The organism is Parasphingorhabdus flavimaris (assembly GCF_013371215.1).
In the GTDB taxonomy this organism is placed as follows: Bacteria; Pseudomonadota; Alphaproteobacteria; order Sphingomonadales; family Sphingomonadaceae; genus Parasphingorhabdus; species Parasphingorhabdus flavimaris.
In genome coordinates this window covers 836555-862982 of record NZ_JABWMH010000001.1, presented here as the reverse complement: position 1 = coordinate 862982, position 26428 = coordinate 836555, and the positions used below count along the sequence as shown (strand labels likewise).

Annotated in this window: 25 protein-coding genes; 3 read left to right on the top strand and 22 right to left on the bottom strand. The window is 57.5% G+C overall.

The genetic code is table 11. The features are described 5' to 3' along the window. Nucleotides 1-7: 7 nt before the first annotated feature. The 16 genes from ligA to HUO14_RS04120 form a co-directional block, all read right to left on the bottom strand. Nucleotides 8-2263: an NAD-dependent DNA ligase LigA gene (gene ligA, locus HUO14_RS04195; RefSeq protein ID WP_246255301.1), complete on the bottom strand. Its 2256-nt coding sequence runs from the start codon at nucleotides 2261-2263 to the stop codon at nucleotides 8-10. A 214-nt stretch (nucleotides 2264-2477) separates the two neighbouring features. Then, nucleotides 2478-2948: an endonuclease domain-containing protein gene (locus HUO14_RS04190; protein WP_343046047.1), complete on the bottom strand. Its 471-nt coding sequence runs from the start codon at nucleotides 2946-2948 to the stop codon at nucleotides 2478-2480. A 56-nt stretch (nucleotides 2949-3004) separates the two neighbouring features. Further along, nucleotides 3005-4669 carry a DNA repair protein RecN gene (gene recN / locus HUO14_RS04185; RefSeq protein WP_176278590.1) on the bottom strand — a complete coding sequence of 555 codons (1665 nt, stop codon included), beginning with the start codon at nucleotides 4667-4669 and terminating at the stop codon, nucleotides 3005-3007. A 57-nt stretch (nucleotides 4670-4726) separates the two neighbouring features. Next, the gene (locus tag HUO14_RS04180; RefSeq protein WP_176278589.1) at nucleotides 4727-5512 is read right to left on the bottom strand and encodes an outer membrane protein assembly factor BamD; all 786 of its coding nucleotides are present in this window, start codon (nucleotides 5510-5512) and stop codon (nucleotides 4727-4729) included. A 189-nt stretch (nucleotides 5513-5701) separates the two neighbouring features. Next, complete coding sequence (pnp, locus tag HUO14_RS04175; RefSeq protein WP_176278588.1) at nucleotides 5702-7999, bottom strand: polyribonucleotide nucleotidyltransferase; 2298 nt, start codon at nucleotides 7997-7999, stop codon at nucleotides 5702-5704. A gap of 173 nt (nucleotides 8000-8172) precedes the next feature. Next, the gene (gene rpsO, locus HUO14_RS04170) at nucleotides 8173-8442 is read right to left on the bottom strand and encodes a 30S ribosomal protein S15 (RefSeq protein WP_176278587.1); all 270 of its coding nucleotides are present in this window, start codon (nucleotides 8440-8442) and stop codon (nucleotides 8173-8175) included. 24 nt (nucleotides 8443-8466) lie between these two features. Then, complete coding sequence (truB, locus tag HUO14_RS04165; protein WP_425500472.1) at nucleotides 8467-9501, bottom strand: tRNA pseudouridine(55) synthase TruB; 1035 nt, start codon at nucleotides 9499-9501, stop codon at nucleotides 8467-8469. After that, complete coding sequence (locus tag HUO14_RS04160) at nucleotides 9498-10034, bottom strand: GNAT family N-acetyltransferase (RefSeq protein ID WP_176278585.1); 537 nt, start codon at nucleotides 10032-10034, stop codon at nucleotides 9498-9500. The genes truB and HUO14_RS04160 overlap by 4 nt, the downstream gene beginning before the upstream one ends. Next, nucleotides 10027-10605 (bottom strand): thymidine kinase, encoded by a 579-nt coding sequence (locus tag HUO14_RS04155; protein ID WP_176278584.1) that lies wholly within the window; start codon nucleotides 10603-10605, stop codon nucleotides 10027-10029. The genes HUO14_RS04160 and HUO14_RS04155 overlap by 8 nt, the downstream gene beginning before the upstream one ends. Nucleotides 10606-10681: 76 nt before the next feature. Continuing rightward, nucleotides 10682-11092 carry a 30S ribosome-binding factor RbfA gene (gene rbfA, locus HUO14_RS04150; RefSeq protein WP_176278583.1) on the bottom strand — a complete coding sequence of 137 codons (411 nt, stop codon included), beginning with the start codon at nucleotides 11090-11092 and terminating at the stop codon, nucleotides 10682-10684. Between the two features lie 102 nt (nucleotides 11093-11194). Then, nucleotides 11195-13756 carry a translation initiation factor IF-2 gene (infB, locus tag HUO14_RS04145; RefSeq protein ID WP_176278582.1) on the bottom strand — a complete coding sequence of 854 codons (2562 nt, stop codon included), beginning with the start codon at nucleotides 13754-13756 and terminating at the stop codon, nucleotides 11195-11197. Between the two features lie 63 nt (nucleotides 13757-13819). Continuing rightward, nucleotides 13820-14503: a DUF448 domain-containing protein gene (locus tag HUO14_RS04140; protein ID WP_176278581.1), complete on the bottom strand. Its 684-nt coding sequence runs from the start codon at nucleotides 14501-14503 to the stop codon at nucleotides 13820-13822. Further along, complete coding sequence (gene nusA / locus HUO14_RS04135; RefSeq protein ID WP_176278580.1) at nucleotides 14484-16115, bottom strand: transcription termination factor NusA; 1632 nt, start codon at nucleotides 16113-16115, stop codon at nucleotides 14484-14486. The genes HUO14_RS04140 and nusA overlap by 20 nt, the downstream gene beginning before the upstream one ends. A 2-nt stretch (nucleotides 16116-16117) precedes the next feature. Next, on the bottom strand, nucleotides 16118-16675 hold the full coding sequence (gene rimP, locus HUO14_RS04130) for a ribosome maturation protein RimP (protein WP_176278579.1): 558 nt from the start codon (nucleotides 16673-16675) through the stop codon (nucleotides 16118-16120). A gap of 124 nt (nucleotides 16676-16799) precedes the next feature. After that, nucleotides 16800-17774: a calcium/sodium antiporter gene (locus tag HUO14_RS04125; RefSeq protein ID WP_335647513.1), complete on the bottom strand. Its 975-nt coding sequence runs from the start codon at nucleotides 17772-17774 to the stop codon at nucleotides 16800-16802. Between the two features lie 90 nt (nucleotides 17775-17864). After that, nucleotides 17865-19082 carry an argininosuccinate synthase gene (locus HUO14_RS04120; protein WP_176278578.1) on the bottom strand — a complete coding sequence of 406 codons (1218 nt, stop codon included), beginning with the start codon at nucleotides 19080-19082 and terminating at the stop codon, nucleotides 17865-17867. 102 nt (nucleotides 19083-19184) lie between these two features. Here HUO14_RS04120 and HUO14_RS04115 point away from each other — a divergent pair, with 102 nt between their 5' ends. After that, entirely contained in the window at nucleotides 19185-19628 is a 444-nt protein-coding gene (locus HUO14_RS04115) for a DUF1801 domain-containing protein (RefSeq protein ID WP_335647515.1), read from the top strand. Between the two features lie 33 nt (nucleotides 19629-19661). Here the strand turns inward: HUO14_RS04115 and HUO14_RS04110 are convergent, their stop codons facing one another. Genes HUO14_RS04110 through HUO14_RS04100 form a run of 3 tightly spaced genes read right to left on the bottom strand, consistent with a single transcriptional unit; the run spans nucleotide 19662 to nucleotide 22520 of the window. Then, nucleotides 19662-20915, bottom strand: a complete 1254-nt coding sequence (locus HUO14_RS04110) for an SAM-dependent methyltransferase (RefSeq protein WP_176278576.1) — start codon at nucleotides 20913-20915, stop codon at nucleotides 19662-19664. A gap of 37 nt (nucleotides 20916-20952) precedes the next feature. Then, nucleotides 20953-21711: a molybdopterin-dependent oxidoreductase gene (locus tag HUO14_RS04105; protein WP_176278575.1), complete on the bottom strand. Its 759-nt coding sequence runs from the start codon at nucleotides 21709-21711 to the stop codon at nucleotides 20953-20955. Then, nucleotides 21708-22520 carry a cytochrome b/b6 domain-containing protein gene (locus HUO14_RS04100; protein ID WP_176278574.1) on the bottom strand — a complete coding sequence of 271 codons (813 nt, stop codon included), beginning with the start codon at nucleotides 22518-22520 and terminating at the stop codon, nucleotides 21708-21710. The genes HUO14_RS04105 and HUO14_RS04100 overlap by 4 nt, the downstream gene beginning before the upstream one ends. A gap of 228 nt (nucleotides 22521-22748) precedes the next feature. Between HUO14_RS04100 and HUO14_RS04095 the strand changes: the two genes are divergently transcribed. After that, nucleotides 22749-23309: an outer membrane protein gene (locus tag HUO14_RS04095; RefSeq protein ID WP_176278573.1), complete on the top strand. Its 561-nt coding sequence runs from the start codon at nucleotides 22749-22751 to the stop codon at nucleotides 23307-23309. Nucleotides 23310-23429: 120 nt separating this feature from the next. Then, entirely contained in the window at nucleotides 23430-23819 is a 390-nt protein-coding gene (locus HUO14_RS04090; RefSeq protein WP_176278572.1) for a RidA family protein, read from the top strand. Here HUO14_RS04090 and rlmN read toward each other — a convergent pair. The 3 genes from rlmN to HUO14_RS04075 are packed head-to-tail and all read right to left on the bottom strand — an operon-like array spanning nucleotide 23816 to nucleotide 26232. After that, nucleotides 23816-25063: a dual-specificity RNA methyltransferase RlmN gene (gene rlmN, locus HUO14_RS04085; protein WP_176278571.1), complete on the bottom strand. Its 1248-nt coding sequence runs from the start codon at nucleotides 25061-25063 to the stop codon at nucleotides 23816-23818. The two genes, HUO14_RS04090 and rlmN, sit on opposite strands and share 4 nt — an antisense overlap. A 33-nt stretch (nucleotides 25064-25096) precedes the next feature. Then, nucleotides 25097-25591 (bottom strand): hypothetical protein, encoded by a 495-nt coding sequence (locus HUO14_RS04080; protein WP_176278570.1) that lies wholly within the window; start codon nucleotides 25589-25591, stop codon nucleotides 25097-25099. Then, a complete protein-coding gene (locus tag HUO14_RS04075) occupies nucleotides 25588-26232 on the bottom strand; it encodes a histidine phosphatase family protein (RefSeq protein WP_176278569.1) in 645 nt (214 codons plus the stop codon). The genes HUO14_RS04080 and HUO14_RS04075 overlap by 4 nt, the downstream gene beginning before the upstream one ends. Nucleotides 26233-26428: the final 196 nt, after the last annotated feature.

Below are 26428 nucleotides of genomic sequence, written 5' to 3'. Positions count from 1 at the left end.
AGCGGCGTTAACTTGCCGCTGCCACAATCTCGGCCCATGCCGTCTCGTCAATCACCTCGATACCCAGCTCAGCCGCCTTCTTGGCCTTCGACCCCGCCCCCGGTCCGGCGACCACCAGATCGGTCTTCGCGCTCACCGAGCCCGACGCCTTGGCCCCCAGCGCCTCGGCCTGCGCCTTGGCTTCGTCGCGGCTCATGGTTTCCAGCTTGCCGGTGAAGACGACGGTCTTGCCAGCCACCGCGCTGTCGCGGGTTTCGACGATATAGTCGGGCGGCGAGACCTCGCTCAGCAGATCATCCCAGACAGAGCAATTATGCGGTTCGTGGAAGAAATCGGCCAGCGCCTGCGCCACGGTCGGGCCGACGCCGTCGATCGAGGTAATCTCCGCCCAGGCCGCATCGCCCGCTTCTGTCCCGGTGATATCGGGCGCAGCCTCTCCGTTCGTGTCGAGCGAAGTCGAGACACCCTGCTCCGCGCCATCCCCGTCTCTCGACTTCGCTCGAGACGAACGGTATTCTGCGGATTCCTGCGCAGCCACCGCAATCTCCCGCAAGCGCGGCAAGGTCACAAAATTCTTCAGCAGATCCTTGGCCGTCACCGTGCCGATATGGCGGATGCCCAGCCCGAACAGCAGCCGCGCCGCATCCGGCTGACGCTTCTTTTCCACAGCCGCCAACAGATTATCCACAGACTTTTCCTGCCAGCCTTCGCGGGCCAGGATGTCCTTGCGATGGTCCCGCAACCGGAAAATATCAGCGGGGCTTTCCAGCCAGCCTGCTTCGATAAATTCGGCAATGCTTTTCTCGCCCAGACCATCGATATCCAGCGCCACCCGCGAGACAAAATGGACCAGCCGCTGGAACCGCTGCGCCGGGCAGATCAGGCCGCCGGTGCAGCGCACATCGACTTCGCCTTCCTCGGCGACGGCTTCGCTGCCGCATTCCGGGCAATGGTCGGGGAATTGATAGGGTTCGCGCTGTTCATCGCGCGTCAGATTGTCGACCACCTGCGGGATCACGTCCCCGGCCCGCTGGATCACCACCCGGTCACCGGGCCGCACGCCGAGCCGCTCGACTTCGTCGCGATTGTGCAGCGTCACATTGGACACCACCACGCCGCCGACCGTCACCGGTTTCAGACGGCCAACCGGGGTCAGCTTGCCGGTGCGTCCGACCTGGATATCGATCGACTCCAGTGTCGTCTGCGCCTGCTCGGCGGGAAATTTATGCGCAATCGCCCAGCGCGGCGCCTTGGCGACAAAACCGAGCCGCTGCTGCCAGTCGAGCCGGTCGACCTTGTAGACCACCCCGTCGATATCATAAGGCATGTCCGCCCGCTCCGCCTCGATATGGCGATAATGGGCGAGCATCTCTTCCAGCGTTTCAAACCTTTTGACCAAAGGCGACACCGGCACGCCCCAGCTTTCAATCGCCTTCATGACGTCAAAAGCCGTCTCGCCGGGTACTTCGCTGTGCACACCCCATCCATGCGCCCAGAATTTCAGCGGCCGCTTGGCGGTGACATTGGGATCCTTCTGCCGCAGCGAGCCGGCGGCGGCGTTGCGCGGATTGGCGAACTGGCGGATTTTCTCGGGATCGAACTCAACCCCCTTGGCATCGGCATCGGCCCTGCCCTCGTCCATCAGCCGTTCGTTCAGCCCGGCAAAATCGGCCTTGGCCATGTAGACCTCGCCGCGGATTTCGAAGAGATCGGGGATGGTGTGGGAATAGCCGTTCGTGTCGAGCGAAGTCGAGACACCGGTCTCCGCATCACCGTCTCTCGACTGCGCTCGAGACGAACGGAGAGATTGCGGAATATCCGCAATCATCCGCACATTGGCGGTCACATCCTCGCCCACCTGCCCGTCACCGCGCGTCGCCGCCAGCACCAGCTCGCCCTTCTCGTAGTGCAGCGAACAGGACAATCCGTCAATCTTGTCCTCCGCCGTCACCGCCACCGGCGCACCCTCCTCGAGATACAGAAACCGCCGCACCCGCGCCAGCCATTCGGCGATATCCTCGTCCGAAAAGCCGTTATCGAGGCTCATCATCCTTTGTTCGTGCTTGACCTTGGACAAGGGCGAAGCCGCCACCGCCGCGCCGACCAGCTTGTTGGGGCTGTCGTCGCGCACCAGATGCGGAAAGGCCTCTTCCAGCGCATTATTCCGCCGCACCAGCGCGTCATAATCCGCATCGGAAATCTCCGGCGAGTCTTCGGCATGGTAAAGCTTGTTATGCTTCGCAATCTTCCGCGCCAGGCGCATCAGTTCGTTCGCGGCATCGGCTTCGGAGAGATTTTCGACGGGAGTAACGCTCACAAAAAGCCCCTCCTCTTCAGAGGAGGGGTTGGGGTGGTGGCGATGTGTGAACATCGCTCGCGCAGCGACAAGCGGCACCGAACCACCCCAACCCCTCCTTTGAAAAGGAGGGGCTCAGACTGGGCTGCCTGATCGCAACCTGCATTTGCTAGGATCGAACTCACTTAAGCCCCTCCTCTTCAGAAGTTTCAGGTCGATCAGTCCCCCGGACTGATCTGAAACGGCCGGGGGCCGTTTCACCTGAAACTGGGTTTGGGGTGGTGCCGGCCTGACTCCCAGCCCACCGATCAGGAGTCTCTTCCAATTTTTTCAACAAATCCGCCAAAACCCCATCCATATTCCCCATCACATCCAAATTGCTATACCGCACCGTCCGATATCCCTTTTTCCGCAACCGATCATCGCGCTTGCAGTCAGAATCGATGTCATGCGTATCACCATCCACCTCAACAATCAGCATTTTATGCGGACAGAAAAAATCGGCGATAAAATATTCAATCACCGCCTGACGCCGGAATTTATGGCCCGCCAGCTGAGAAGCCGAAAGATGCCGCCAAAGCCGCTTTTCCGGCTCGGTAGGATTGCGCCGCATCTCCCTCGCCCGAGCAAGAAGAATGGCCCGGTCCGTCACAATATTAGCCCCTCCTCTTCAAAGGAGGGGCTCGAGAGGCAGTTCCCGAACTTTCACTAAACCCCCTCCAGCAACCGATCCGCCTGCGCCCGCGCCTCATCCGTCACATCCGCACCCGACAGCATCCGCGCAATTTCCTGCCGCCGGCCTTCATTGTCCAGCGCGCGAACGTCGGTGCGCGAAACCGTGCCGCTGAGCGACTTGTTGATCAGCATATGCGCGTCACCCTTGGAGGCAACTTGCGGGCTGTGGGTCACGACCAGCAGTTGCGCGCCGCTCGACAGGCGCGACAGGCGGTCGCCGATCGCCGAGGCTACCGCGCCGCCGACGCCGCGGTCAACTTCGTCGAAAATAATGGTTTTCAGACCATATTCTTCCGCCAATGCAACTTTCAGGGCCAGAATGAACCGCGAAAGTTCGCCACCCGAGGCAATTTTGCCCATGGGTGCGAGTGGCGCCCCCGGATTGGTCGAGATCAAAAACTCGATCCGGTCCATTCCGCCTTTATTCCAATGCTCTTCAGATAATTCTTCAAGCAAAGTCTCAAATCTTGCTGCATCCAGCTTGAGCGGCGCCAATTCGCCAGCCACCGCTTTGTCGAGCGCCTTCGCCGCTTTGGCCCGCTGTGCCCTCAGAGCTTCCGCCGCCGCAATGTAGGATTTTTTCGCACGCGCCAAACATGCTTCCAATTCTTCCAGCGACCTGCCGCCATCGCTGATCGCCGCCAGCTTGTTTTGCAGTCCAACGAGCAGGTTCGAGAGCTTTCCAGGTTCCACCCGGTGCTTGCGCGCCAGCCCCCTGAGATCGAACAGGCGGGTCTCCATGTCGTCGAGTCGCTGCGGGTCAAAGCTCAGCGCAGCCGCCGCTTCGTGCAGCTTGTCCTCGGCTTCACCGGCATCGATAATCGACCGGTCGAGCGCCTCCAGCGCCTCGGCGAGCAAGGGATGTTCCTCGGAAATCATATCGAGCCGCCGCGCCGCTGCCCGCAGCGAGGCCAGCCCCCCGTTGGACCCGTCAAAAGCCGCACGGATCGCCTCGAGATCGCCGGTCAGCTTCTCGCCCTTCATCATCGTCGCCCGTTCGAGCGCCAGTTCCTCCTCCTCGCCGGGTTGCGGCGCAAATTTGGAGAGTTCGGCAACGCTATGTTCGAGATATTCGCGATCCTGTTCGGCGCTGTCCTGATCCTGCTTCGCCTGCTCCAGCGCCGTCTTCGCGGACTGCCACGCATCATACGCATCGCGGACCGCGCTGCCTTCAACCCCGGCAAAAGCATCGAGCAAGGCCCTATGTCCCTTGGGATTGATCAGACCGCGATCATCATGCTGTCCATGGATTTCAATAAGTTGCCCGCCGACCATACGAAGCAGGGTCGCCGAGCAAGGCTGGTCATTGATGAAGGCGCGGCTGCCGCCATCGGCCTTGACCGACCGCTTGATGATCAGCGGCTCGCCGGGTTCGATTTCAATATCATTTTCGGCGAGCGTGGCGGCCAGCTTGCTGCCCTTGGCGGGAGAGGCAAAACTGGCGGTAACCTGAGCCTTTTCCGTGCCTTGCCGGACGAGACCGCTATCGGCCCGGTTGCCAAGCGCCAGTCCAAGACTGTCGAGCAAAATGGATTTGCCTGCGCCTGTCTCTCCGGTCAGCACGGTCAGGCCCGACCCGAATTCCAGGTCGAGTGCCTCTATCAGCACGATATCGCGAATGGAAAGGGACTGCAGCACAATGCCCTCTTAAAACACGTTTACTCTAGCTGCAACGCCTTGCAGCGACATGCGATTCTAGGTCGCCCCGTGCTTGTTGACGAGGTCAAACGCGCGCTCATACCATTTGGTACCCGGATAGTTGGCACCCAGCACGGCAGCGGTTTTCTTTGCTTCTGTCGGCACGCCGAGTGCCAGATAGGATTCGGTCAGCCGCATCAACGCTTCCGGCGTATGGGTGGTGGTCTGGTATTTCTCGATCACCGTCCGGAACCGGATCGTGGCGGCGAGCCATTTGCCGCGGCGCTGGTAGAAACGGCCGATTTCCATTTCCTTGCCGGCCAGATGGTCGTTGACCAGATCCATTTTCAAGGTCGCATCGGCCGCGTAGCGCGTGTTCGGATAACGACGGGCGACCTCGCCGAGAGAGGCCAGCGCTTGTTCGGTGATCTTCTGGTCGCGGGTCACGTCACTGATCTGCTCGTAATAGCATAGCGCGATCAGATAATAGGCATATGGCGCGTCCTTGTTACCCGGATGGATCGACAGGAAACGGCGCGATGATTCTATCGCCTTGTTATAATCGGCAGCCATATAATAGCTGAATGCGCTCATCTGCTGTGCGCGACGAGCCCAGGGCGAATAGGGGTGCTGGCGTTCGACTTCGTCGAACAGCGCGGCAGCAATCTTGTACTGACCGCGGTCTAGCCGGTCTTTTGCAGCATTATAGAGCGTATCCACGTCACGGGCGACGTAACGCGTATCGGCGCCGCTGCCGCCACCGCCTCCACCTAGCATGGCACAGCCGGAAAGAAGCGAAGCGGAGAGACCCAATACGGCCCATTTGATAATGTGTTTTGTCATATGGCAAACCTCTTAACCGCTTGTTTTCATCCAGCCAAGAATAAAGCAAAAAAACCGCTGGAAGAGATCAACACTCCCTGTTCGATTGCAGCTTTACCAGAGATTAATCCCGCAATGCGGCCGACAATATGGCAAATAAAAAAAGGCCCGGATCGCTCCGGGCCTTTTCTGAAACTATTGTGCGAAAATCTAGTCTTCGGTGATCGAGGACGGCAATGGAATATCGCCGCCACCTTCGTTCTTCGGACCATCATTGTTCCGGCCACGTCCGCCGCCGTCACGGCCACGTCCGCCACCGTCGCGTCCGCGACCACCGCCGCCACCAGCGCCGTCACGGCGCGGCCCACGTGGCTTGTCGCCGCGTGGTTCGCGTGCTGGACGGGTATCCTCGAGCTCTTCACCGGTTTCCTGATCAACAACCCGCATCGAAAGGCGAACCTTGCCACGCTGGTCGATTTCGAGAACCTTGACCTTGACTTCCTGGCCTTCGCTCAGCTCGTCGGAGACCTTCTCGACCCGCTCATTCTTGATTTCGGAAACGTGGACGAGACCGTCCTTGCCGCCCATGAAATTCACGAATGCGCCAAAGTCGACCAGGTTCACAACCTTGCCGTCATAGACTTTGCCGACTTCGGCTTCTTCAACAATGCCCTTGATCCATGCGATTGCCGCATCGATCTGGGATTTGTCGGAAGAGGAAACCTTGATCAGACCTTCGTCGTCGATGTCGACCTTCGCGCCGGTTTCGGCAACGATTTCGCGGATCACCTTGCCGCCGGTACCGATAACATCACGGATCTTCTCTTTGTTGATCTGCAAGGTTTCGATGCGCGGAGCATGTTCGGACATTTCGGTACGAACCGAAGACAGCGCCTTGCTCATTTCACCGAGAATGTGAGCGCGACCGCCGCTGGCCTGTTCCAGAGCAGACTTCATGATTTCCTGCGTAATGCCGGCTACCTTGATGTCCATCTGCAAGGACGTGATACCCTTTTCGGTACCGGCAACCTTGAAGTCCATGTCGCCGAGATGATCTTCGTCGCCGAGAATGTCGGAAAGAACCGCAAATTCTTCGCCTTCAAGGATCAGGCCCATCGCAATACCGGAAACCGGACGCGCCAGAGGCACACCAGCATCCATCATCGCCAGCGAACCGCCACAGACGGTCGCCATCGAGGACGAACCGTTGGACTCGGTAATGTCCGAGAGAACACGGATCGTGTACGGGAATTCTTCAACTGTCGGCAATACCGGGCGAAGCGCGCGGAAAGCGAGCTTGCCGTGGCCGGTTTCGCGGCGGCTGGTAAATCCGAAACGACCAACTTCGCCAACCGAATAAGGCGGGAAGTTATAGTGCAGCATGAAGTTGGTGTAGCTCAGACCGTCGAGACCGTCGATCATCTGCTCCGCGTCCTTGGTGCCCAAAGTCGTGGTCACAATCGCCTGTGTTTCACCGCGGGTGAACAGAGCCGAACCGTGGGTCCGTGGCAGCAGGCCGACCATGGCTTCGATCGGGCGAACCTGATCGAGCTTGCGGCCGTCGATACGGGTGCCGTCCTTGATGATGGCACCGCGAACGATTTCGGCTTCCAGCTTCTTGACCATCTTGCCGGCGGTCATCTGCGTCTGGCCGTCTGCATCGGCATATTTTTCTTTGGCTTTGTCGCGAACCGCATTCAGAGCATTCGAACGCTCTGACTTGTCGGTCTTCTTGTAAGCCGCGGCAATATCTTTTCCGACCAGCTTGCGCAGTTCTTCCTTGATACCGCTATTGTCGTCACCGGCGTCGAGCTGCCAGGGCTCTTTCGCAGCCTGTTCAGCGAGATCGATGATCAGGCCGGCGACCTGCTTGGAAGCGTCATGAGCGAATTGCACAGCGCCGAGCATGACTTCTTCGGAAAGCTCTTGGGCTTCCGATTCAACCATCATCACAGCGCCCATCGTTCCGGCTACAACCAGATCGAGTTCGCCGGTCGCAACTTCTTCCATCGACGGATTAAGCTGATATTCGCCTTCCTTGTAACCGACGCGCGCCGCACCGATCGGCCCCATGAACGGAACACCGGAGATGGTCAGCGCAGCAGAGGCTGCAACCATTGCCAGAATGTCCGGCTCGTTGACGCCGTCATAGCTCATCACCTGACAGATGACGTTGATTTCGTTGTAGAAGCCTTCGGGGAACAGCGGACGGCAGGGACGGTCAATCAGACGCGATGTCAGCGTTTCCTTTTCCGTCGCGCGACCTTCGCGCTTGAAGAAGCCGCCCGGGATACGTCCGGCGGCTGAGAATTTTTCCTGATAGTGGACGGTCAGCGGGAAGAAATCCTGTCCTTCACGTACCGATTTGGCTGCGGTAACTGCGCACAGCACAACCGTTTCGCCGAGGGTCGCGAGAACCGCGCCGTCAGCCTGGCGGGCAATACGGCCCGTTTCGAGGGTGAGGGTCTGTCCGCCCCATTCCATTTCAACTTTTTTTACATCAAACATTCGTATTTTCCTTTGTCCCGCCTGCCCTATGCAGTGCGGGGGCTTTCATGTGTCCAGCAATCCGGCTGAACAGCGGTTCGGGGTCATTGTACCCCTGTCAATAGATAGCGCTGCCTTATTGCCGCGGTACCCAATATGAAAACGGCCCCCGCATGGAGGCCGCTCTCGAAATCTTATTTCCGGAGACCAAGGTCCTTGATCAGCTTGGCGTAACGCTCGACATCTTTCTTGCGAAGATAGTCCAGCAGGCTGCGCCGCTTGTTCACCATCATCAGCAATCCGCGACGAGAGTGGTTATCCTTGTGGTGACCTTTGAAATGCTCGGTCAGGTTCACGATACGCTCTGTGAGCACAGCAACCTGAACTTCCGGAGAACCGGTATCGCCTTTCGTCTGGGCGAATTTTGTAATCAGTTCTTGTTTTTTTTCTGCGGTAATCGTCATTTATTTCATTCCTTCGAACATCTTTTACATATTGAACCCGCGGACGACCTTTACGGTGCCATCAACCAGCTCAGCCAGTGCAACCGGAGAACCTTCATTCTCTGTCGCAAGAAAAAGCCCGTTGACTGCGGGGTTCCCGATCAAATCCTGTTCGTCCAGCGTCAAGCCTTGCCGAAGCATTCTTGCCTGATCAGGGTCGAGGTCGAAAGCCGGGATGTCGTCCAGCCCCGCCTCAAGCGGCAAGAGGTATTCTTTAATGTCCGCGCCCTTACCAATTTCGTTGAGTTTGTCCAGCGAAATCGCCTGTCCGAGGTGGAACGGACCCGCCTTGGTGCGGCGCAACATGGTCACATGACCAAAAGTGCCAAGCGCCCGCGCAATGTCGCGAGCGAGCGAGCGGATATAGGTGCCCTTGGAAACGGTGGCGGAGAGAGTGACCTCCTGAATTTCCTCCCCGTGCGAAGCATGGGGAGGGGGACCAGCGTCAGCTGGTGGAGGGGCCAAGGCGCTATCCGACCCCTCCACCACGCCTTCGGCGCGGTCCCCCTCCCCGAAGCTTTGCTCCAGGGAGGAAATGGAAAGAGCGTATATCGTCACCCCCCTGAGCTTCATCTCGACATCCACCCCTGCCCGCGCCAGATCATAGGCCCGCTTGCCATCGATCTTCAGCGCCGAATATTTCGGCGGTATCTGCTCAATCGGTCCTGTGAATTGCGGCAGAACCGCCTCAACGTCAGCCAGGGACGGCCGGTGGTCGGACATCTCCGTTACCTCCCCTTCAACATCCAGCGTTTCTGTTTCGCTGCCAAAACCGATCGTAAAATCATAAATTTTGGTAGCATCAAGCATCCGCCCGCAAAGCTTGGTCGCTTCGCCAATCGCGATCGGCAAAACCCCGGTGGCCAGCGGATCCAGCGTCCCGCCATGCCCGACCTTCAGCTTGTTCTTGCCCTTGCCGAGCAGCCCGGCCTCGCGCAGGTTGCGCTTTACCGCTCCGACGGCCTGCGTTGAGCCGAGCTCCAGTGGTTTATCGAGGATGATCCAACCGTGCGGTTTCACGCCCCCCACTCCTCTTTGAGCAACCCGAACACCGCAGTATCCCGCACATAGCCGGTCCAGGTAATCCGGTTCTTGCGCAGCGTGCCCTCATGTTGCGCGCCGAGCTTCATTACCGCCGCCATAGAGCGTTTGTTGCGGGTATCGACGCGAAATTCGATGCGGGTGAAGCCCTGGGCAAAAGCGTGATCGATCATCAGCTTTTTCATAGCATCGTTGAAACCACTGCCCCGAACCGATGGCGCGATATAGGTGCCGCCGATTTCCACCACGCCATGCTGATCGGGATTGATATAGTTGGTCATGCCGACTAGCTTTCCGGTCTGGCTGTTGATCACCGCAAAGCGCACCCAGTTTGTGGTGTCGTGAAAAGCCTCGATCGCCTTGTCGAAATTCTCGTCGAGCATCGAAACCGGGTAAATATCCCAGATATCCTTATCTTCCGCGCAGGCCACACGCAGCGGTTCGAGATGATGCTCGGCCACCGGCTCGAGCCGCACGGGTCCCTGCTCCAGCGTTGCCGACAATTCAACCATTGAGCCGCTCGCGGAAATGTTTCCGGCACAGCGCGATATAGCTTTCATTGCCGCCGATTTCCGTCTGCGCGCCGGCGGCTATGGCCTTGCCCGCTTCGTCGATACGCAGATTCATCGTCGCCTTGCGCCCGCATTCACAGACCGCCTTCAATTCGACCAGACTGTCAGCCAGGCCCAGCAGCTTGGCCGAACCGGGGAACAGATTGCCCTGAAAATCCGTCCGCAGACCATAGCAGAGCACAGGAACGCCCATCTCGTCGGCCAGTCTCGCGCATTGCCAGACCTGTGCTTCGGTCAGAAACTGGGCTTCGTCGATCATCACGCATGCCAGATCGGCAGCTTCCTGTTCCGCCTCGACGGCAGCGAATAAGTCCGTTTCCTCGCTAAATCGATGGGCGTCCGCGTGCAGGCCAATCCGGGAGGCAATAGCACCAAAGCTCGCCCGATTGTCGATCGCCGCGGTCCACAGCATGACCTTCATCCCGCGCTCGCCATAGTTGAACGCTGCCTGCAGCAGATTGCTCGACTTGCCGGCGTTCATCGACGCATAATAGAAATAAAGCTTGGCCATCAGCGTCGGTCCTTAACCGTTCGTGCTGAGCCTGTCGAAGCACTTTTGCGTCCTGATAGGCTCAGGACGAACGGAGTCAGTCCTCGTCGGCATCTTTCGACAGATCCTGAGACACCTTGGGATTGCTGAGCAGGGTCTCGATGTGCTGCGCCGTATCAAAGCTCTCGTCCGAAAGAAATTTCAGCTTTGCCGCATATTTCATCTTCACCCGCTTCGCGACTTCCTTCTGGAAGAAAGCGGTATTGGTCCGGAGCGCCTTGAGCACGTCCGCTTCGTTCGCGCCGAGCAACGGTTTCACAAACACCGTTGCATGACGCAAGTCAGGCGACATGCGCACCTCGGTGACGCTGACGCTGGTGGCGGTCAGCAATTCATCATGCACCTCGCCCCGCATCAGCAGTTCCGACAGAATATGCCGAAGCTGTTCACCCACGCGCAACAAGCGGACCGACCGGCCTTCAGGAGATGTATCGTTATATTTTGCCATGGTTGCTATCTCCCCCCTCCCGTTTGCGGGAGGGGTCGGGGGTGGGAAGATCGGGGGTGCCCGAAGACACTCCCCGGGCCCCTCCCGTAAACGGGAGCGAAACTAGATAATCCGCTCGCGCTCTTCGATTTCGAATACTTCGAGCATATCACCGGCCTTGATGTCGTTGGTGTCTTCAAGCACCGCGCCACATTCCATTCCGGCACGGACTTCCTCGACATCATCCTTGAACCTACGTAGCGACGCGATGGTCGTTGCGCTGACGATGACATCGTCGCGGGTAAGACGGGCGAACAGACCTTTGCGCAAGGAACCTTCGGTGACCAGGAGACCGGCAGCCTTGTCTTTCTTGCCGGACTTGAACACGTCCTTGACCTCGGCACGCCCCATGACATTCTCGATCTTCTCGGGACCCAGCTCACCAGCCATTTCCGCGCGAATCTCGTCGGTCAAAGCGTAGATGATGTCGAAATATTTGAAGCGGACACCGTCGCGCTTGCCGATTTCGCGCGCCTTGGCGTTCGGGCGAACGTTGAAACCGATGATCGGCGCCTTGCTGGCTCCGGCCAGAGTAACATCCGATTCCGTGATCGCGCCGACTCCGCTATGCAGAATCCGGACCTTGATATCATCGTTCGAAAGCTTGTTCAGCGCCTGGACGATCGCTTCGGTCGACCCCTGGACATCGGCTTTCACCAGTACCGGGAATTCGACGGCGCTATTCGCCGCTGCCGAGAACATGTTCTCCAGGCTGGTCGGCACCTGGGTGGTGCGTTTCAGCTTGTTCTGTTCCGCACGATAAGCGGCAACTTCGCGGGCACGGCCTTCATTTTCAACCACTGTCAGCTTGTCGCCGGCAGATGGAACGCCAGAGATACCGAGCACTTCGACCGGTGTCGATGGTCCCGCTTCCTTGACCTGCTTGCCCTTGTCGTCAATCAGTGCGCGGACTTTACCGGTCTGCGAACCGACAACAAAGACATCGCCGCGTTTCAATGTACCGCGTTCGATCAATACAGTAGCAACCGGACCGCGGCCCTTGTCGAGCTTCGCTTCGACAACCGAGCCTTCTGCAGCACGGTCAGGGCGCGCTTTCAGCTCAAGCAATTCGGCCTGAACGTGGATTTTCTCCATCAGTTCATCAAGACCGATTTTCTTGAGTGCCGAAACCTCGGCATCAAGAACATCGCCGGACATTTCTTCGACGATGACTTCATGTTCGAGCAAACGCGTCCGAACCGTCGTCGGGTCGGCACCTTCCTTGTCGATCTTGTTGATCGCGACAATCATCGGAACGCCCGCTGCCTTGGTATGGTTGATCGCCTCGATCGTCTGCGGCATCAAACCGTCATCGGCAGCTACGACCAGGATCACGATATCCGTCACGTTCGCGCCGCGCATCCGCATTTCGGTAAATGCTTCATGGCCCGGCGTATCGAGGAAGGTGACCTTGTCGCCATTTTTCATCGTCACCTGATAAGCACCGATATGCTGGGTGATACCTCCGGCTTCTCCGGCAACCACATCGGTTCCGCGCAGGGCGTCGAGCAATGAGGTCTTGCCGTGATCGACATGGCCCATGATCGTCACAACCGGAGCGCGTGGTTTCAGCGTTTCTTCCGGATCGACATCGGCCTGAGTGTTGATTTCAACATCCGCCTCGGAGACGCGCTGGATATTGTGACCGAATTCCTCGACCAGCAATTCTGCGGTATCCTGATCGATCGTCTGGTTGACGGTGACCATCGAGCCCATTTTGAACAGGGATTTTACGAGGTCCGCGCCTTTTTCGCCCATACGCTTCGCCAGTTCCTGTACGGTAATGGCTTCCGGCACGATAACCGAACGGATCTGCTTTTCGCGTGGCTCGGATGGCCGACCCGACCGCTGAGCCCTTTTTTCCTTTTCCCGGGCACGTTTCAGCGCGGCGAGCGAACGCGCCCGCGCTGCACCATCTTCGCCGCGCAGTGCACGGTTGACGGTTAGCTTGCCAGACTGACGGCGATCGTTGCGATCGTCGCGTCCGACCTTCTGCTTTTCTTTTTCCGGCTTGGGACGTTTTGGTGTTTCGACTGGCGTGAATTTGCGAGCCGGTGGGCGTGCGGGAGTTGCCGTGCTGGCGGCAGGCGTCGCAGCCGGGGCCGCGGCAGGAGCATCGGCGCTGGCCGGTTCGGAAACAGCAGAGGAATCGGCAGCGGCTTTTTCAGCAGCGGCGATTTCTTCCTGCGCCTTGCGCGCCTGCTCTTCTTCAGCCTTGCGGTTTTCTTCAGCACGCTTCTTCTCTTCAGCGGTCTGTTCTTTCTTCTCGCGAGCGTCGCGTTTACGCGCTTCCTGCATCGCGTCGAGGCGCGCTTCTTCGGCCTCGCGGAGCAGCTTTGCCTGCTTCTCCTGACGAGTCAGACCATCATCCACTTTCGGTGCCGCCGGGGCCTTCTTCGGAGCAGGTTTCGGAGCCGGCGCGGGAGCGGGTGCTTCCACAACGGTTTCCTTGACCACTTCCGGCGCGCCGGGCTTGCCAACAAGCTTCTTGCGCTTGACTTCGACCACCACTTTGTTGGTGCGGCCGTGGCTGAACGTCTGCTTGACTTCGCCAGGCTCGACCGAACGCTTCAAGCCCAAAGGCTTGCGTGCAGGTTTTGGCGTATCTTTTGTATCTTCACTCATCGAACAGACTTAATCCCTAAAAATAGATATTATCAATGTATTACCTGGCTCTTCTAAGCCAAACTACGCAACTTTTTCTTCTACCGCACCGGGCATCTCATCTGAGCCCATGAAGCGGATCCATCTCGCCAGCATATGCGAAACCCGTTCGGCCGCGCGCTTATCGATTATCCCGATATGAACAACATTCTGGCGGCCCAATGCCACAGAAAGCCCCTGGCGGTCCACTGGCAAAGTGATACCGCGCAAATCATCGCCTTCACGGTCGCTGCCGACACGCCAGGCCTGGGCCAGTTTTGAAGCTCCATCCTGTCCAGCATCGGACGCATGAAGCAACATCGCCAAGTCGTCGCGTCTCGCCGCAGTCTCGATCTTTTCCGAACCGGTCAGCAAAGTCCCGCCACGGGCTTCGAGACCCAGCCTGTCTAAAGTGGCCTGTTTCAGCGCTTTTTCAAGCTGCTCCATCAGATTATCTGGAATATCAATCTGGCCGGTCTTGAAAGCACGCGATAGCGCACCTTTAAGCTGCCCCTTGGCAACGGCCATTTCGAGCGCAGCGCGATTGACACCAATCCACGCTCCGCGGCCGGGTGCCTTCGCCCTTACATCCGGTGCAATCTGTCCGTCGGGACCCATCGCCAGTCGCACCAATTGCTCCGGAGAGAAGCTCTCTCCGGTTAAAATGCATTTACGGTGTGACGTGCGATCTAGAGGTTTAGACCGCGTCTCATTGGGTGGATTCCGCATTTGCGTCCTCCCCGGTTTCTTCCGTCGCAGCAACTGCTGCAGGCTCGTCTTCATCGTCGAACCAGTGCGCGCGCGCTGCCATGATGATCTCGTTGCCTTGCTCTTCGGTCAAGCCATATTGGGCCAAGACACCATCCGGTTCGGGCTTGCGGGTATCATTGCGGCGGCGCGGCTCTGACTTGCGCTTCAGGACCAGTTCGTCGGTTGCCAGATCGGCAACATCATCCAGCGTTTTCAGACCAGCTTCACCGAGCGTCACCAACATGGCTTCGGTCAGGTGCGGCAGTTCGGCGATGGCATCCTCGACGCCCAGTTCGGTGCGCTTTTCACGAGCAACCGCTTCACGACGGTCCAGCGCCTCGATGGCACGGTTCTGCAATTCAGCAGCGAGCTCGTCGTCAAAGCCTTCGATGTTGGAAATTTCTTCCGGTGCGACATAGGCAACTTCTTCAAGCTCGCTGAAACCTTCGGCGACCAGAAGTTGCGACAATGTTTCGTCTACGTCGAGATCTTCCTGGAACATCTCGGTGCGCGCAGCGAATTCGGCTTGCCGCTTTTCGCTCGAGTCCGCTTCGGTCATGATATCGATGGCGAGACCCGTCAACTGCGAGGCCAGGCGAACATTCTGTCCGCGACGACCAATGGCGAGGCTCAGTTGATCATCGGGAACAACGACTTCGATCCGACCTTCTTCTTCATCGATAACAACGCGGCTAACCGTAGCTGGCTGCAATGCATTGACCACGAATGTCGCAATATCTTCCGACCAGGGGATGATGTCGATTTTTTCGCCCTGCATTTCCTGCACGACGGCCTGAACACGGCTACCCTTCATGCCGACGCATGCGCCAACCGGGTCAATCGAACTATCGTGGCTGATCACACCGATCTTGGCACGAGAGCCCGGATCGCGGGCCGCTGCCTTGATTTCGATGATACCGTCATAAATTTCCGGTACTTCCTGCGCGAACAGATGCCGCATGAAATCGGGATGCGCGCGGGAAAGGAAAATCTGTGGTCCACGGTTTTCGCGGCGAACATCGAGAATAAGCGCGCGGACTCGGTCACCGACCCGTGCCGCTTCGCGTGGAATCTGCTGGTCGCGGCGAATAACGCCTTCTGCGCGACCAAGGTCAACGACAACATGTCCGAATTCAACGGATTTCACGACACCGGTGATGATCTCGCCGGCCCGTTCCTTGAATTCCTCATATTGCCGTTCGCGTTCCGCATCGCGAACCTTCTGGAAGATCACCTGCTTGGCCGACTGCGCATCGATGCGGCCGAGATCAACCTCTGGCAGCGGGTCGACGATGAAGTCGCCAACGCTTGCACCGGGCTCCAGCTTCTCGGCCTGCTTGATATCGACCTGCTTGAAATAGTCTTCGACTTCGTCGACCACTTCGACAACCCGCCACAAGCGCAGATCGCCGGTTTTGACGTCGAGCTTCGCACGAATATCGTTTTCCGCACCATAGCGAGCGCGCGCCGCTTTCTGGATCGCTTCTTCCAGCGCTTCGATGACGATCGTCTTGTCGATCATTTTTTCCGTCGCAACGGCGGTCGCGATAGCGAGCAACTCGGCTTTATTTGCTGAAATAGCACTGCCCATGATTAGTCTTCCTGTTCTTCTAAAGTCTGTTCTTCAATTTCGTCTGCACCTGCTGTCGAAACCGGAACGGTTGCAGCGATCAGGGCGTCGGTCAGAATCAATTTCGCGCTATGGACATTCGTCAGGGGCGTCTCCTGACTTCCCGTCTCGCGATCGTCAATCTTTATTATGTCGCCGTCAATGCCTTCGAGCGTACCGCGCAGCTGTTTCTTGCCCGCCACGGCCTCGGTCAGATTGACCCGCGCTTCGTGGCCGGCCCAGTTTTCATAATCTTTTATCCGGGTCAATGGCCGGTCAATGCCGGGGGAACTGACTTCCAGACGATAGGCATATTCGATCGGGTCGCGCCCCTCTTCTTCCATAGCATCGAATTTTGCCGAAATGCGGCGTGACAAGGCCGCGCAGTCATCGATACCCAGCTGTCCGGTTTCCGGCCGCTCGGCCATGATCTGCAACGTGGGTTCTTCCGCTCCGGACACGAACTCCACCCGCACCAGATCAAAGCCCAAAGCATCCGCTTCCGGCTTAATCAGATCTGTCAGTGTCGCTATATCGGTCAATTCAATTCCATTTCAAAAAGCAAGGCGTCGGCTGCCGGCCCCTTATGGCGCCAGCCCCTTCAAATCTCACAATGTTGGGATGGCCTCTATGTAGAGAGAGATTTTCGAAATTGCAACGCCTGATTCAAACCATCACGACATTATAGACCAGCAATATCAGATAGACGATGAGCAATATCCCGCCTTCCCACCGGGTTATCTTTCGCCCGGTCGCCGCAAATATCAGCAGCATGACGGATGCCGCGATCAGAACCGGCAGTCCGAAATTGGTAATTTCTCCCGGAATAGTGCCGGGAGCTATGACCGCAGTGACACCCCCGATAAGCAGCAGATTGAAGATATTGGAACCCAGAACGTTGCCCAGAGCGACCGCACTCGCGCCTTTATAGGCCGCGATCACGGAGGTCACGAGCTCCGGTAGCGACGTACCGATGGCAATGACGGTCAGGCCTATCACCGCCTCGCTCATGCCTACCAGTCGCGCCAGATCGATCGCGCCCTCAACCAGCCACCGGCCGCCCATCACGATCAGGACGATCCCCAGGACGAGCAGCAAAATCGAGCGCCAAAGCGGCTGCACGTCGTGCAGATGCGTGTCTGTTACCTCCAGAGCCTCGGCTTTTTCATGCAGTGCTGTTGCCCCTGCCGGCTGCGTTTGCTCCGCCCGATAGGCATAAGCCAGATAGGCCAGCAAAACGATCAGGAAAGCGCTTCCTATGGCGACGGTGATACCCGTAGTGCTCGCCACCAGCCACAAAATGACCGTCGCGACCAATGCCAGGCCACCGTCGCGCCATAATGGCCCTCGTGGCACGACTACCGGCAGGATGAGAGATGCGGCACCGAGGATCAGCAGGCTGTTTGCCAAATTGGAACCAACTATATTGCCCCAGGCAATGCCCGGTGACCCGGCAAGCGCCGCTTCGACACTCGCCACCAACTCGGGTGCCGAGGTACCGAACCCGACAATTGTCAACCCGATCAAAAGCTCGGACATCCCTGCCTTTTCCGCCACACGGACGGCGCCGCGGACCAGCAGTTCACCACCAAGGATCAGGACGACAAATCCTGCGAGAAGAAGCAAAAGCGGTATCAGCACCGTTCATGCACCTCAGCGGCAGCGATCGCGACGAGACATGTCACCCGATCGGCGCAGCAATTCCGCGGCATGCGCGGAGGACAGCAGGTCCTAGCCATTACGCTTGCCGAGCAATTTCAACCGCAGCGCATTGAGCTTGATAAACCCTTCCGCGTCCTTCTGGTCATAAGCACCGGCATCATCCTCGAATGTCACCACTTTTTCGCTGTAAAGACTATCGGGCGACTTGCGTCCAACGACGCTCACGGAGCCTTTGTACAGTTTCAGCCGCACGGTGCCGTTGACTCGCGCCTGACTGTGGTCGATCGCCGCCTGCAGCATCTCGCGCTCCGGCGAGAACCAGAAACCGTTATAAACCAGCTCGGCATAGCGCGGTGCCAGTTCATCCTTCAGATGTGCCGCGCCGCGGTCCAGGGTCAGTTGCTCGATCCCGCGATGGGCTGCGTGATAGATGGTGCCGCCGGGCGTTTCATACATGCCGCGCGATTTCATCCCGATATAGCGGTTTTCGACCAGGTCCAGCCGCCCGATGCCGTGCTCGCGGCCATAATCGTTGAGTTTCTCGAGCAAAGTCGCCGGGCTCATCCCCTCGCCATTGATCGCGACGCCGTCACCGCGCTCGAAGTCGACTGTGATATATTCAGGCGTATCGGGTGCATCCTCGGGATTGTTGGTCCGCGAATAGACATAATCCGGAACCTCTTCCCACGGATCTTCCAGCACTTTGCCTTCAGAAGATGTGTGAAGCATATTGGCATCGCACGAAAAGGGCGATTCCCCGCGCTTGTCCTTGGGAATCGGAATCTGGTGCTTCTCGGCGAACTCGATCAGCCGTGTGCGGCTGGTCAGATCCCATTCCCGCCACGGAGCAATCACCTTCACATCTGGGTCAAGGCCATAATATCCGAGTTCAAAACGAATCTGGTCATTGCCCTTGCCGGTCGCACCGTGCGCCACGGCGTCAGCGCCGGTCAGCTTGGCGATCTCGATCTGGCGCTTGGAAATCAGCGGTCGCGCGATCGAAGTGCCGAGCAGATACAGGCCTTCATAGAGCGCATTGGCGCGCATCATCGGAAAGACGAAATCCTTGACGAATTCTTCGCGCAGATCGTCGATGAAAATATGCTCCGGTTTGACGCCAAGCGTTTCGGCAACACGGCGCGCAGGCCCCAATTCCTCACCCTGCCCCAGATCGGCGGTGAAGGTCACCACCTCGCACTGATATTCCTGCTGCAGCCATTTCAGGATGACGCTGGTATCGAGACCGCCGGAAAAGGCCAAAACCACGCGTTTTACAGATTCGCTCATTTGCTTTGCTTTCAATGGATATGTGCCGTCGATTTGATAGCGCGCCTAACAGGCTCGAATTTATCGCGCAATATGATATGCTCGAATAATCAGGAGAGCATTGTGGCCAAAGCGGAACTCAAGACAAAGGCAAACGAAGCGGATGTCGATGCATTTATCGCCACCGCGCAACCAGAACGCAGACAGGAAGAGGCCCGTCAGCTCGTCGACCTGTTCCGGCGCATTACGGGCGAAGAACCGAGAATGTGGGGACCGAGTATCATCGGTTTCGGCAGCTATGACTATAAATATGACAGCGGGCGCGAGGGCACCATGTGTCGCACCGGTTTTTCGCCGCGCAAAGCCAAGCTCAGCCTTTATCTTATGGGCGCCTATTGCACGCCCGAAGCACAGGCAGAGCAGGAACGACTATTCGGTTTGCTGGGCAAACATAGTGTCGGAAAGTCCTGCCTGTATATCAATCGGCTCGAACAGGTTGATATGGACATATTGGAGCAACTGATCCGCAACAACTGGGATTTAATGAACGAACGCTACCCACAATAGTCAGAGCGCTTGGCGGGAAGACCGCTTACCCAATCAACGTTCACGAAGCCCTTTCTCCGTTTCGCCGATATAGTCGCGCGTCAGCGGCAAGGTTCGCCGGTTGCGGCTGAACTGTATCTGGTAATTGCACATCCCGCCATTTTCAAACGCCGCCGTCGCTCCCGCCAGATAGAATATCCACATCCGGTAGAAACGCTCGTCGTAGAGCGCGACGATCTTGTCCCGATTGTCCACTGTCCGCTTGTACCATTCGCGCAAGGTGAAGGCGTAATGGAGCCGGAGGTTTTCGACATCGGTGGCGATCAGCCGATAGGGCTCGCTCGCCTCCAGCGTTTCGCTCAGCGCCGGTATATAACCGCCCGGAAAGATATATTTGCGGGTGAAGGCGTCGGTCGTACCAGGACCGCCCATCCGGCCGATCGTGTGCAACAGCATCACGCCGTCATCGGTCATCAGATTGGCGCAACTGCGGAAAAAGGTGCGAAATTGCGGCGTGCCGACATGCTCGAACATGCCGACCGAGACGATCCGGTCAAAGCCACCTGAATCGCGCGCCGCTAGATCGCGATAGTCGATCAGTTCGAATTTCACCTTGTCGGCGACGCCTTCTTGCTTGGCCCGTTCCCGCGCTTTCTTTAGCTGCTCTTCGCTGAGCGTGATGCCAAGCACCTCGACGCCGGTCGTGCGATGCAGATACAGCGCCATGCCGCCCCAGCCGCAGCCGATGTCGAGCACCCGCTGCCCCGGTTTCAGATCCAGCTTGGCGGCGATATGCGCCTTCTTGTCCGCTTGGGCTTGTTCAAGGGTCATATCCGGTCCGCGCAGCTCGAAGTCCCAATAGGCGCAGCTATATTGCAGATCGTCATCCAGAAACAGATCGTAGAGATCATTACCGATATCATAATGGTGGGCGACGTTGCTTTTCGACCGGTCGAGGAAATTTATCCGATCGAGACGGCCGGCCACATGATTGCGGAATTTTTTGAATGGGCCCGGGTCTTTGATCTTGCCGCCGCGCTCGAAGGGCTTGTTGGCGCGCAAAAGCTGCACCAGTTCCATGATATCGCCCTGCTCGACGATCAGTCGTCCGTCCATGAATGTCTCGGCCGCACCAAGCCGCGGGTCGAGCAGAATTTGCCGCACGACATTCTTGTCAGCCAGGCGGATTCCGACATCTGGATAGCCAGCCGTCGGTGTTCCAAAGGATTCGCACGCTCCATCGGGATGGATGACCTTTATCGATCCCTTTTCGACTACGCTGTCCAAAAACCGGCCAATTATCGTCATCCATTCGCTCCTGATCGAACCCATAACGCCCAAAATGTCAGATGCCCGCATACCATTCATAATTGGCTACATCCTGCCAATAGCCACCCTTGCCTTCGCCAATGCCTGCCAATGATGCCACGGCTTCGATCCCGGTAACATATTTGGCATGTTTATAGCCAAGTTGCCGCTCGACCCTGAGCCGCAACGGCGCGCCGTTTTCAATCGGCAAAGGCTCGCCGTTCAAGCGGTGGGCCAAGATGGTCTGCGGATGAAAACCATCCAGCAAATCGATACTTTCGTAATAAGGTCTGCCACCCAGACGGTCGGCGCAATGGAAAACCAGAAACTGCGCCTCCTTCTTCAGCTGCGCGAGATCGAGAAGAATATTGAGCGGAACGCCGGTCCACTGCCCGATTGCACTCCAGCCCTCGACACAGTCATGCCGGGTAATCTGGGTTCGCTGAGGCAATGCCTGCAAAGCCGCCAGACTGAACTGCTGCGGCTTGGCGAACAAACCGGTAAGTCGCAGCTCCCAATTGGCAAAAGACTGGGCCGCGCTGGCTGCATAATCAGCGGTACCGGGATCACGGGTGCCATTGGCGCGGAATTTGGGAGAAAGGTCGGCGATACGATATTCGCTGGCCAGTTCCATCCGGTCACCAAGAGCCCGCTGGACCGTGAAATTGGCTGTTTCGGCGCTCGCCAGAACATCCTGAAAAGCCGCACTCCGGTTAAGCGCGTCGCAGCCGGACAAAAGAGAGCCGGCACCGATTGCCGCACCGGTGATCAACTTTCTTCGGGTGATAATCGTCATGCCAAAGGCTCCTTGCCTTCTCCACCCGTGATCATCGATCTGGTTTGCCGAAACGGGCCGGAAAGCAGCACCATCACCATATGAACCAGAAAGAATAATAGCAGAAGGAACGCTCCGATGAAGTGGAGCGAACGTGCCGACTGGCGACCGCCGAACAGATCGGTCAGAAACGGCCAATTGGCATCCATCGCCGGAGACATGGCCAGTCCCGAAAAAATCATAAGCGGCAGCAACAGGAAGATCACGCCAATATAACTCATCTTCTGGATGCTGTTATAGTCTTCTCCCGCCGTTTGCCGGATGACACGAAGGTCCAGATGGGCGCGAAACGAACGCCAGATATGCGATGGTCGCCATTGATCGCGACGCATGTGGAGGTCTCGCTGGATGTGCCGGTTCCAGAGCGACATGACCATGAAAAGCGCCAGACCGACGCTGAATATCCAGGCGAAAAAGAAATGCCAGCGCCGACCATCGGCCAGGCTGTAATGGGACGGAATAGTAGCCCAGCCCGGAAAAGCCCATGTCTGGGTTCGACCCTGACTATCCTGCCAATTTCCCAGCGCACCGGTGGTTTCAATGCGCAACTCGCCCAAGCGCAGATAGCCCATCGTCTGGGACGACCCCACCGCCATCCACGCATGGTCGTCATTGGCACCATATTCGCCCCAGTAAAGCCGGGGATGGGCATTGAATATGGTGAGCCCGCTCATCAGGAGTATGAGAAGACACAGGGCATTGCTCCAGTGCCATATCCGGGTGGTCATGCGATGGCGAGACTGGGTGGATATGAGGGCGTCCTTCGGCATTGTTACACTCTAACCGCTGGTTCGGCATTGCCAAGCCTATCGTTACAATTGCCTACTGTGGCATATCGACAACACACTTCGAATAAATCTCGTCCGGAGCAATTCTGACGGGATCGTGCAGTTGTTATTCATATTGGCGATCCTATATCGACCAACGACCACGAAAGAAAAAGCAAAAGTCAAAATCAAGTAGTGGTCATTTAATGACAAAACCAAGGAATAATAAAAATGAAAAATGTAACAATAGCAGCAGCTATTGCAGCATCTGCGCTTGCATCCCCCGTACTGGCTCAAGAAGCTGGTGATTTTTCTGGCGTAAAAGGAACCGCTATCGCCGGATATGACAACACCGACTTTGGTATCGATGGCGCCGGTAGCACTGATAATGCAGACGGCTTTCTATATGGCGCATCGCTCGGCTACGATATTCAGTCCAACAATATCGTTTATGGTGTTGAAGCTGAAATCACCGAATCGACCGGAGAACTTACCGGCGGCGGCGCTAGCGTCGATGCAAGCCGTGACCTCTACGCCGGTGCTCGTCTGGGCTTCGTTGTAGGTGATAGCGCGTTGCTCTATGCAAAAGCCGGCTATACCAATGCGCGCTATACTGCGTCTGGTGCGGGCTTCGGCGGCGTTGCCGGCAACGCTGACGGCGTTCGTGTTGGTGCAGGTATCGAATATAAGCTGAGCGACAATGCATTTGTTCGCGGTGAATATCGTTACAGCAACTATGAAGCTGGCGTTTCGCGCAATCAGGTCGTTGGCGGCGTTGGCTTCCGCTTCTAAACAATAAGCATAACAAAATAATATCGCGGGCGGGCAGAAATGCTCGCCCTTTTTTTATTGCTTCCAAATTTGGCCAATATTCTTAAGAATATGGCACTATATTTCGAGGGAGGGGATATTATGAGCGCTTATAAACAGGTCATCAAACTGAATCCGGATCCGCTTGCAGCTTTCGCCATATCGCCGGGCTGGCAAGTCGGTGACTTGATTTTTCTATCCGGCCAGGCTGCGATTGACGAACAGGGTCAGATTGTCGGCGTCGACGACTTCGATGCCCAGTTGAAGCAGGTATTTGCAAATATCGACCGTGTCCTCCGTGCAGCCGGCAGTAGTCGGGACCAGATTGTCAAAGTGACCATCTACCTGACCGACATGTCAAATTTCCCGAAAATCGTCGCGGCGAGAAAGACCTATTTCGCACCGCCCTATCCCGCCGATACTACCGTCGAAGTCAACGCCTTGGCATTGCCGGAACTGATGGTCGAGATTGACGTAATCGCAGCGGCCTAGCCCAGCGCGGCCTGCTTCTCTTCGGCCAGCCGGTCAAGTTCCGCGCGACTTTTCTTCTCGCTCGCCGATTTGAGCTGGCCGCAGGCGGCCATGATATCCCGCCCGCGCGGGGTCCGGATCGGCGCGCTTATCCCGGCATCAAAAATGATCTTCGAGAATGACTTGATACGCTCCGGAGTGGAACATTCATAATCCGAACCGGGCCACGGGTTGAACGGGATCAGATTGACCTTGGCGGGCAAGTCATAGTTGCGCAGCAGATTGACAAGCTCGCGAGCATCCTGATCGCTGTCATTCTTGTCTTTCAGCATCACATATTCAAAAGTGATCCGTCGCGCATTATTCGCGCCCGGATAATCGGCACAGGCCTGCAGCAGTTCCTCGATCGAATATTTGCGATTGAGCGGAACGATCTCGTCTCTGGTTTCCTTGTTCACTGCGTGCAGGGAAATCGCGAGATTGACGTTAATCTCAGCCCCTGCCCGGGCGATCATCGGCACAACTCCGCTAGTGGAGAGCGTGATCCGGCGGCGTGACAGAGCCAGCCCGTCGCCATCCATCACGATCTTCATCGCGTCGCGGACATTCTCGAAATTATACAGAGGCTCGCCCATGCCCATCAGCACGATATTGGTCAGCAAGCGCCCATCAGATTTATAGGCCTGATTATATTCCTTGGTATTTTCCGTCTCGCCGTCGTCGGCAAAATCCATCACGCCTTTTGGCCACTCGCCAAGCGCGTCACGAGCGAGCATGACCTGACCGACAATCTCGCCCGGCGTCAGGTTGCGCACCAGTCGCATCGTTCCGGTGTGGCAGAAACGGCAGTTCAACGTGCACCCGACCTGACTGGAGATGCAAAGCGTCCCGCGATCTTCGTCAGGAATGAAAACCATTTCATAATCTTGCGCATCGGCGGAACGCAGCAACCATTTACGGGTCCCGTCTTCCGACAGATGCGCTTCGACGATTTCCGGTCGGCCGATCACAAAACGTTCTGCCAACCAGGGCCGCAAGGTCTTGCTCATGTCGGTCATTATCGCGAAGTCATTGATGCCGCGGTGGTAAATCCAGTGGAACAGCTGCTTGGAGCGCAGTTTTCCCTGCTTTTCCTCAAGTCCTGCGGCGATCAGCACATCGCGGATTTGCGACACGCTAAGGCCTATGAGGTCAACGCGACCGTCGGCACGGGGGGTGACCTTGGCGGGCAAGGGAACGGGATCTATGTGGCCAGGTATCTGCATGGCTGGGCATATAGTGCGTGTCTTCAGTAAAATCTACCGCAACCGCGAACAACCGAGCGATGCCGCATCAATTGCGGTCGCCGCCCCGCGCAGCCGGTAGGCATCGACGATCGACTTGCCGTCCCGCCCGACGCTTTCCACGGTCATGCTGGTCGACGAACGGATCGCCGCGATGATTGCAGCATCCATGCGCTTGTCCTGCGACCAGCCATCCGAGCGATTGGCAGTGAGCTGAAATCGCCTACCCGCGATGCTGACAATTACGCGGCTGTTGGACGACCGGTCCCGGCTCAACCGAACGTGAAATTGCCGCCTGATCTTACGCTTTGGCCAGAAACCGATGCTGGCAAAGGATTTACGCTCGGCCTTGCCGTTGATTTCTTCAGATTCCGCGATCGCATAGCAACGCGGGATTTCGGCATCGCGAAATGCTCCCCAACTGTTGAATATACCGAGGGATTCCTTGGCGGCCAGTGGCGTGGAGATTGCAGTCAGCGCCAGTGAAAGAAGAATGAAGCGCTTTCTCAAGCTTTCTCCCCTTCTCCGCCACCGACATGGATGACATCCTCGCGCCCGTCGCAAATCTGCACAATAGATCCTTGCGGCAAGCCTTCGGCAATCGGTGCCCCAAAGCGAGGGTGAGCATCGGCGCCGACGAGCAAACCCCGCAGAACCCGGCTGGTCATGCCGTGGCTGATCAAAACGGCGTCCCGGGTGAAGTTCTGCTCGTCGAGCCAGTGTTTCAGTCGTTTTTCAATGTCTCGATAATCTTCGCCGCCGGGCGCAACCGTCACAAACAAGCGTTCTTCATGGTCGATCTCCAGCTTGCCGTCGAGGTCATGATACATGACGCCGCCCCATTCACCCATATCGATCTCGCGCAACCGCGCATCGCTACGCGCCTGATGCCAGTCGGCACCGACATGCTCCGCAACCACCGACAGGGTTTGCAGCGCCCGGTCGGTGTCCGAAGCAATCAGGTCCAGAGCCGGTGTGTCCGGCGCCAGATGCAAGGCAAGGGCCCGGCCCATTGCATCGGCCTGAGCGAAGCCGCTGCGGGTCAGCGGCGTATGGACATGCTCGCCCTGGATCCGGCCAGCGAGGTTGAAGATCGTCTCGCCGTGCCGCGCGATAAACAGGCGCTTACCATTGGTGCTGATGCCGCTCATAATCACATTATCCCGTTCCAAAATGGCCAATGCCATCGGCTGAAACAGCGGCTTTACCCGCCTCACTAGTTTTTTCCACAGTTTTTCACGGTATTATCGGACATCAAACGGCGATCAGGCTTGCCCTGCGGCTCTTTATTGTTAATGAAGCGGGTAACTATCCGTGAACCCGTGCGGAGTCATTCGCACCGCAATT

What these genes read in the sequence shown, in the direction of transcription:
- ligA (WP_246255301.1), bottom strand. Translation starts at nt 2,263, where the DNA reads ATGCGCCTGGCGCGGAAGATTGCGAAGCATAACAAGCTTTACCATGCC.
- HUO14_RS04180 (WP_176278589.1), bottom strand. Translation starts at nt 5,512, where the DNA reads ATGACAAAACACATTATCAAATGGGCCGTATTGGGTCTCTCCGCTTCG.
- pnp (WP_176278588.1), bottom strand. Translation starts at nt 7,999, where the DNA reads ATGTTTGATGTAAAAAAAGTTGAAATGGAATGGGGCGGACAGACCCTC.
- rpsO (WP_176278587.1), bottom strand. Translation starts at nt 8,442, where the DNA reads ATGACGATTACCGCAGAAAAAAAACAAGAACTGATTACAAAATTCGCC.
- HUO14_RS04160 (WP_176278585.1), bottom strand. Translation starts at nt 10,034, where the DNA reads ATGGTTGAATTGTCGGCAACGCTGGAGCAGGGACCCGTGCGGCTCGAG.
- HUO14_RS04155 (WP_176278584.1), bottom strand. Translation starts at nt 10,605, where the DNA reads ATGGCCAAGCTTTATTTCTATTATGCGTCGATGAACGCCGGCAAGTCG.
- rbfA (WP_176278583.1), bottom strand. Translation starts at nt 11,092, where the DNA reads ATGGCAAAATATAACGATACATCTCCTGAAGGCCGGTCGGTCCGCTTG.
- infB (WP_176278582.1), bottom strand. Translation starts at nt 13,756, where the DNA reads ATGAGTGAAGATACAAAAGATACGCCAAAACCTGCACGCAAGCCTTTG.
- HUO14_RS04140 (WP_176278581.1), bottom strand. Translation starts at nt 14,503, where the DNA reads ATGCGGAATCCACCCAATGAGACGCGGTCTAAACCTCTAGATCGCACG.
- nusA (WP_176278580.1), bottom strand. Translation starts at nt 16,115, where the DNA reads ATGGGCAGTGCTATTTCAGCAAATAAAGCCGAGTTGCTCGCTATCGCG.
- HUO14_RS04120 (WP_176278578.1), bottom strand. Translation starts at nt 19,082, where the DNA reads ATGAGCGAATCTGTAAAACGCGTGGTTTTGGCCTTTTCCGGCGGTCTC.
- HUO14_RS04110 (WP_176278576.1), bottom strand. Translation starts at nt 20,915, where the DNA reads ATGACGATAATTGGCCGGTTTTTGGACAGCGTAGTCGAAAAGGGATCG.
- HUO14_RS04105 (WP_176278575.1), bottom strand. Translation starts at nt 21,711, where the DNA reads ATGACGATTATCACCCGAAGAAAGTTGATCACCGGTGCGGCAATCGGT.
- HUO14_RS04100 (WP_176278574.1), bottom strand. Translation starts at nt 22,520, where the DNA reads ATGCCGAAGGACGCCCTCATATCCACCCAGTCTCGCCATCGCATGACC.
- HUO14_RS04095 (WP_176278573.1), top strand. Translation starts at nt 22,749, where the DNA reads ATGAAAAATGTAACAATAGCAGCAGCTATTGCAGCATCTGCGCTTGCA.
- HUO14_RS04090 (WP_176278572.1), top strand. Translation starts at nt 23,430, where the DNA reads ATGAGCGCTTATAAACAGGTCATCAAACTGAATCCGGATCCGCTTGCA.
- rlmN (WP_176278571.1), bottom strand. Translation starts at nt 25,063, where the DNA reads ATGCAGATACCTGGCCACATAGATCCCGTTCCCTTGCCCGCCAAGGTC.
- HUO14_RS04075 (WP_176278569.1), bottom strand. Translation starts at nt 26,232, where the DNA reads ATGAGCGGCATCAGCACCAATGGTAAGCGCCTGTTTATCGCGCGGCAC.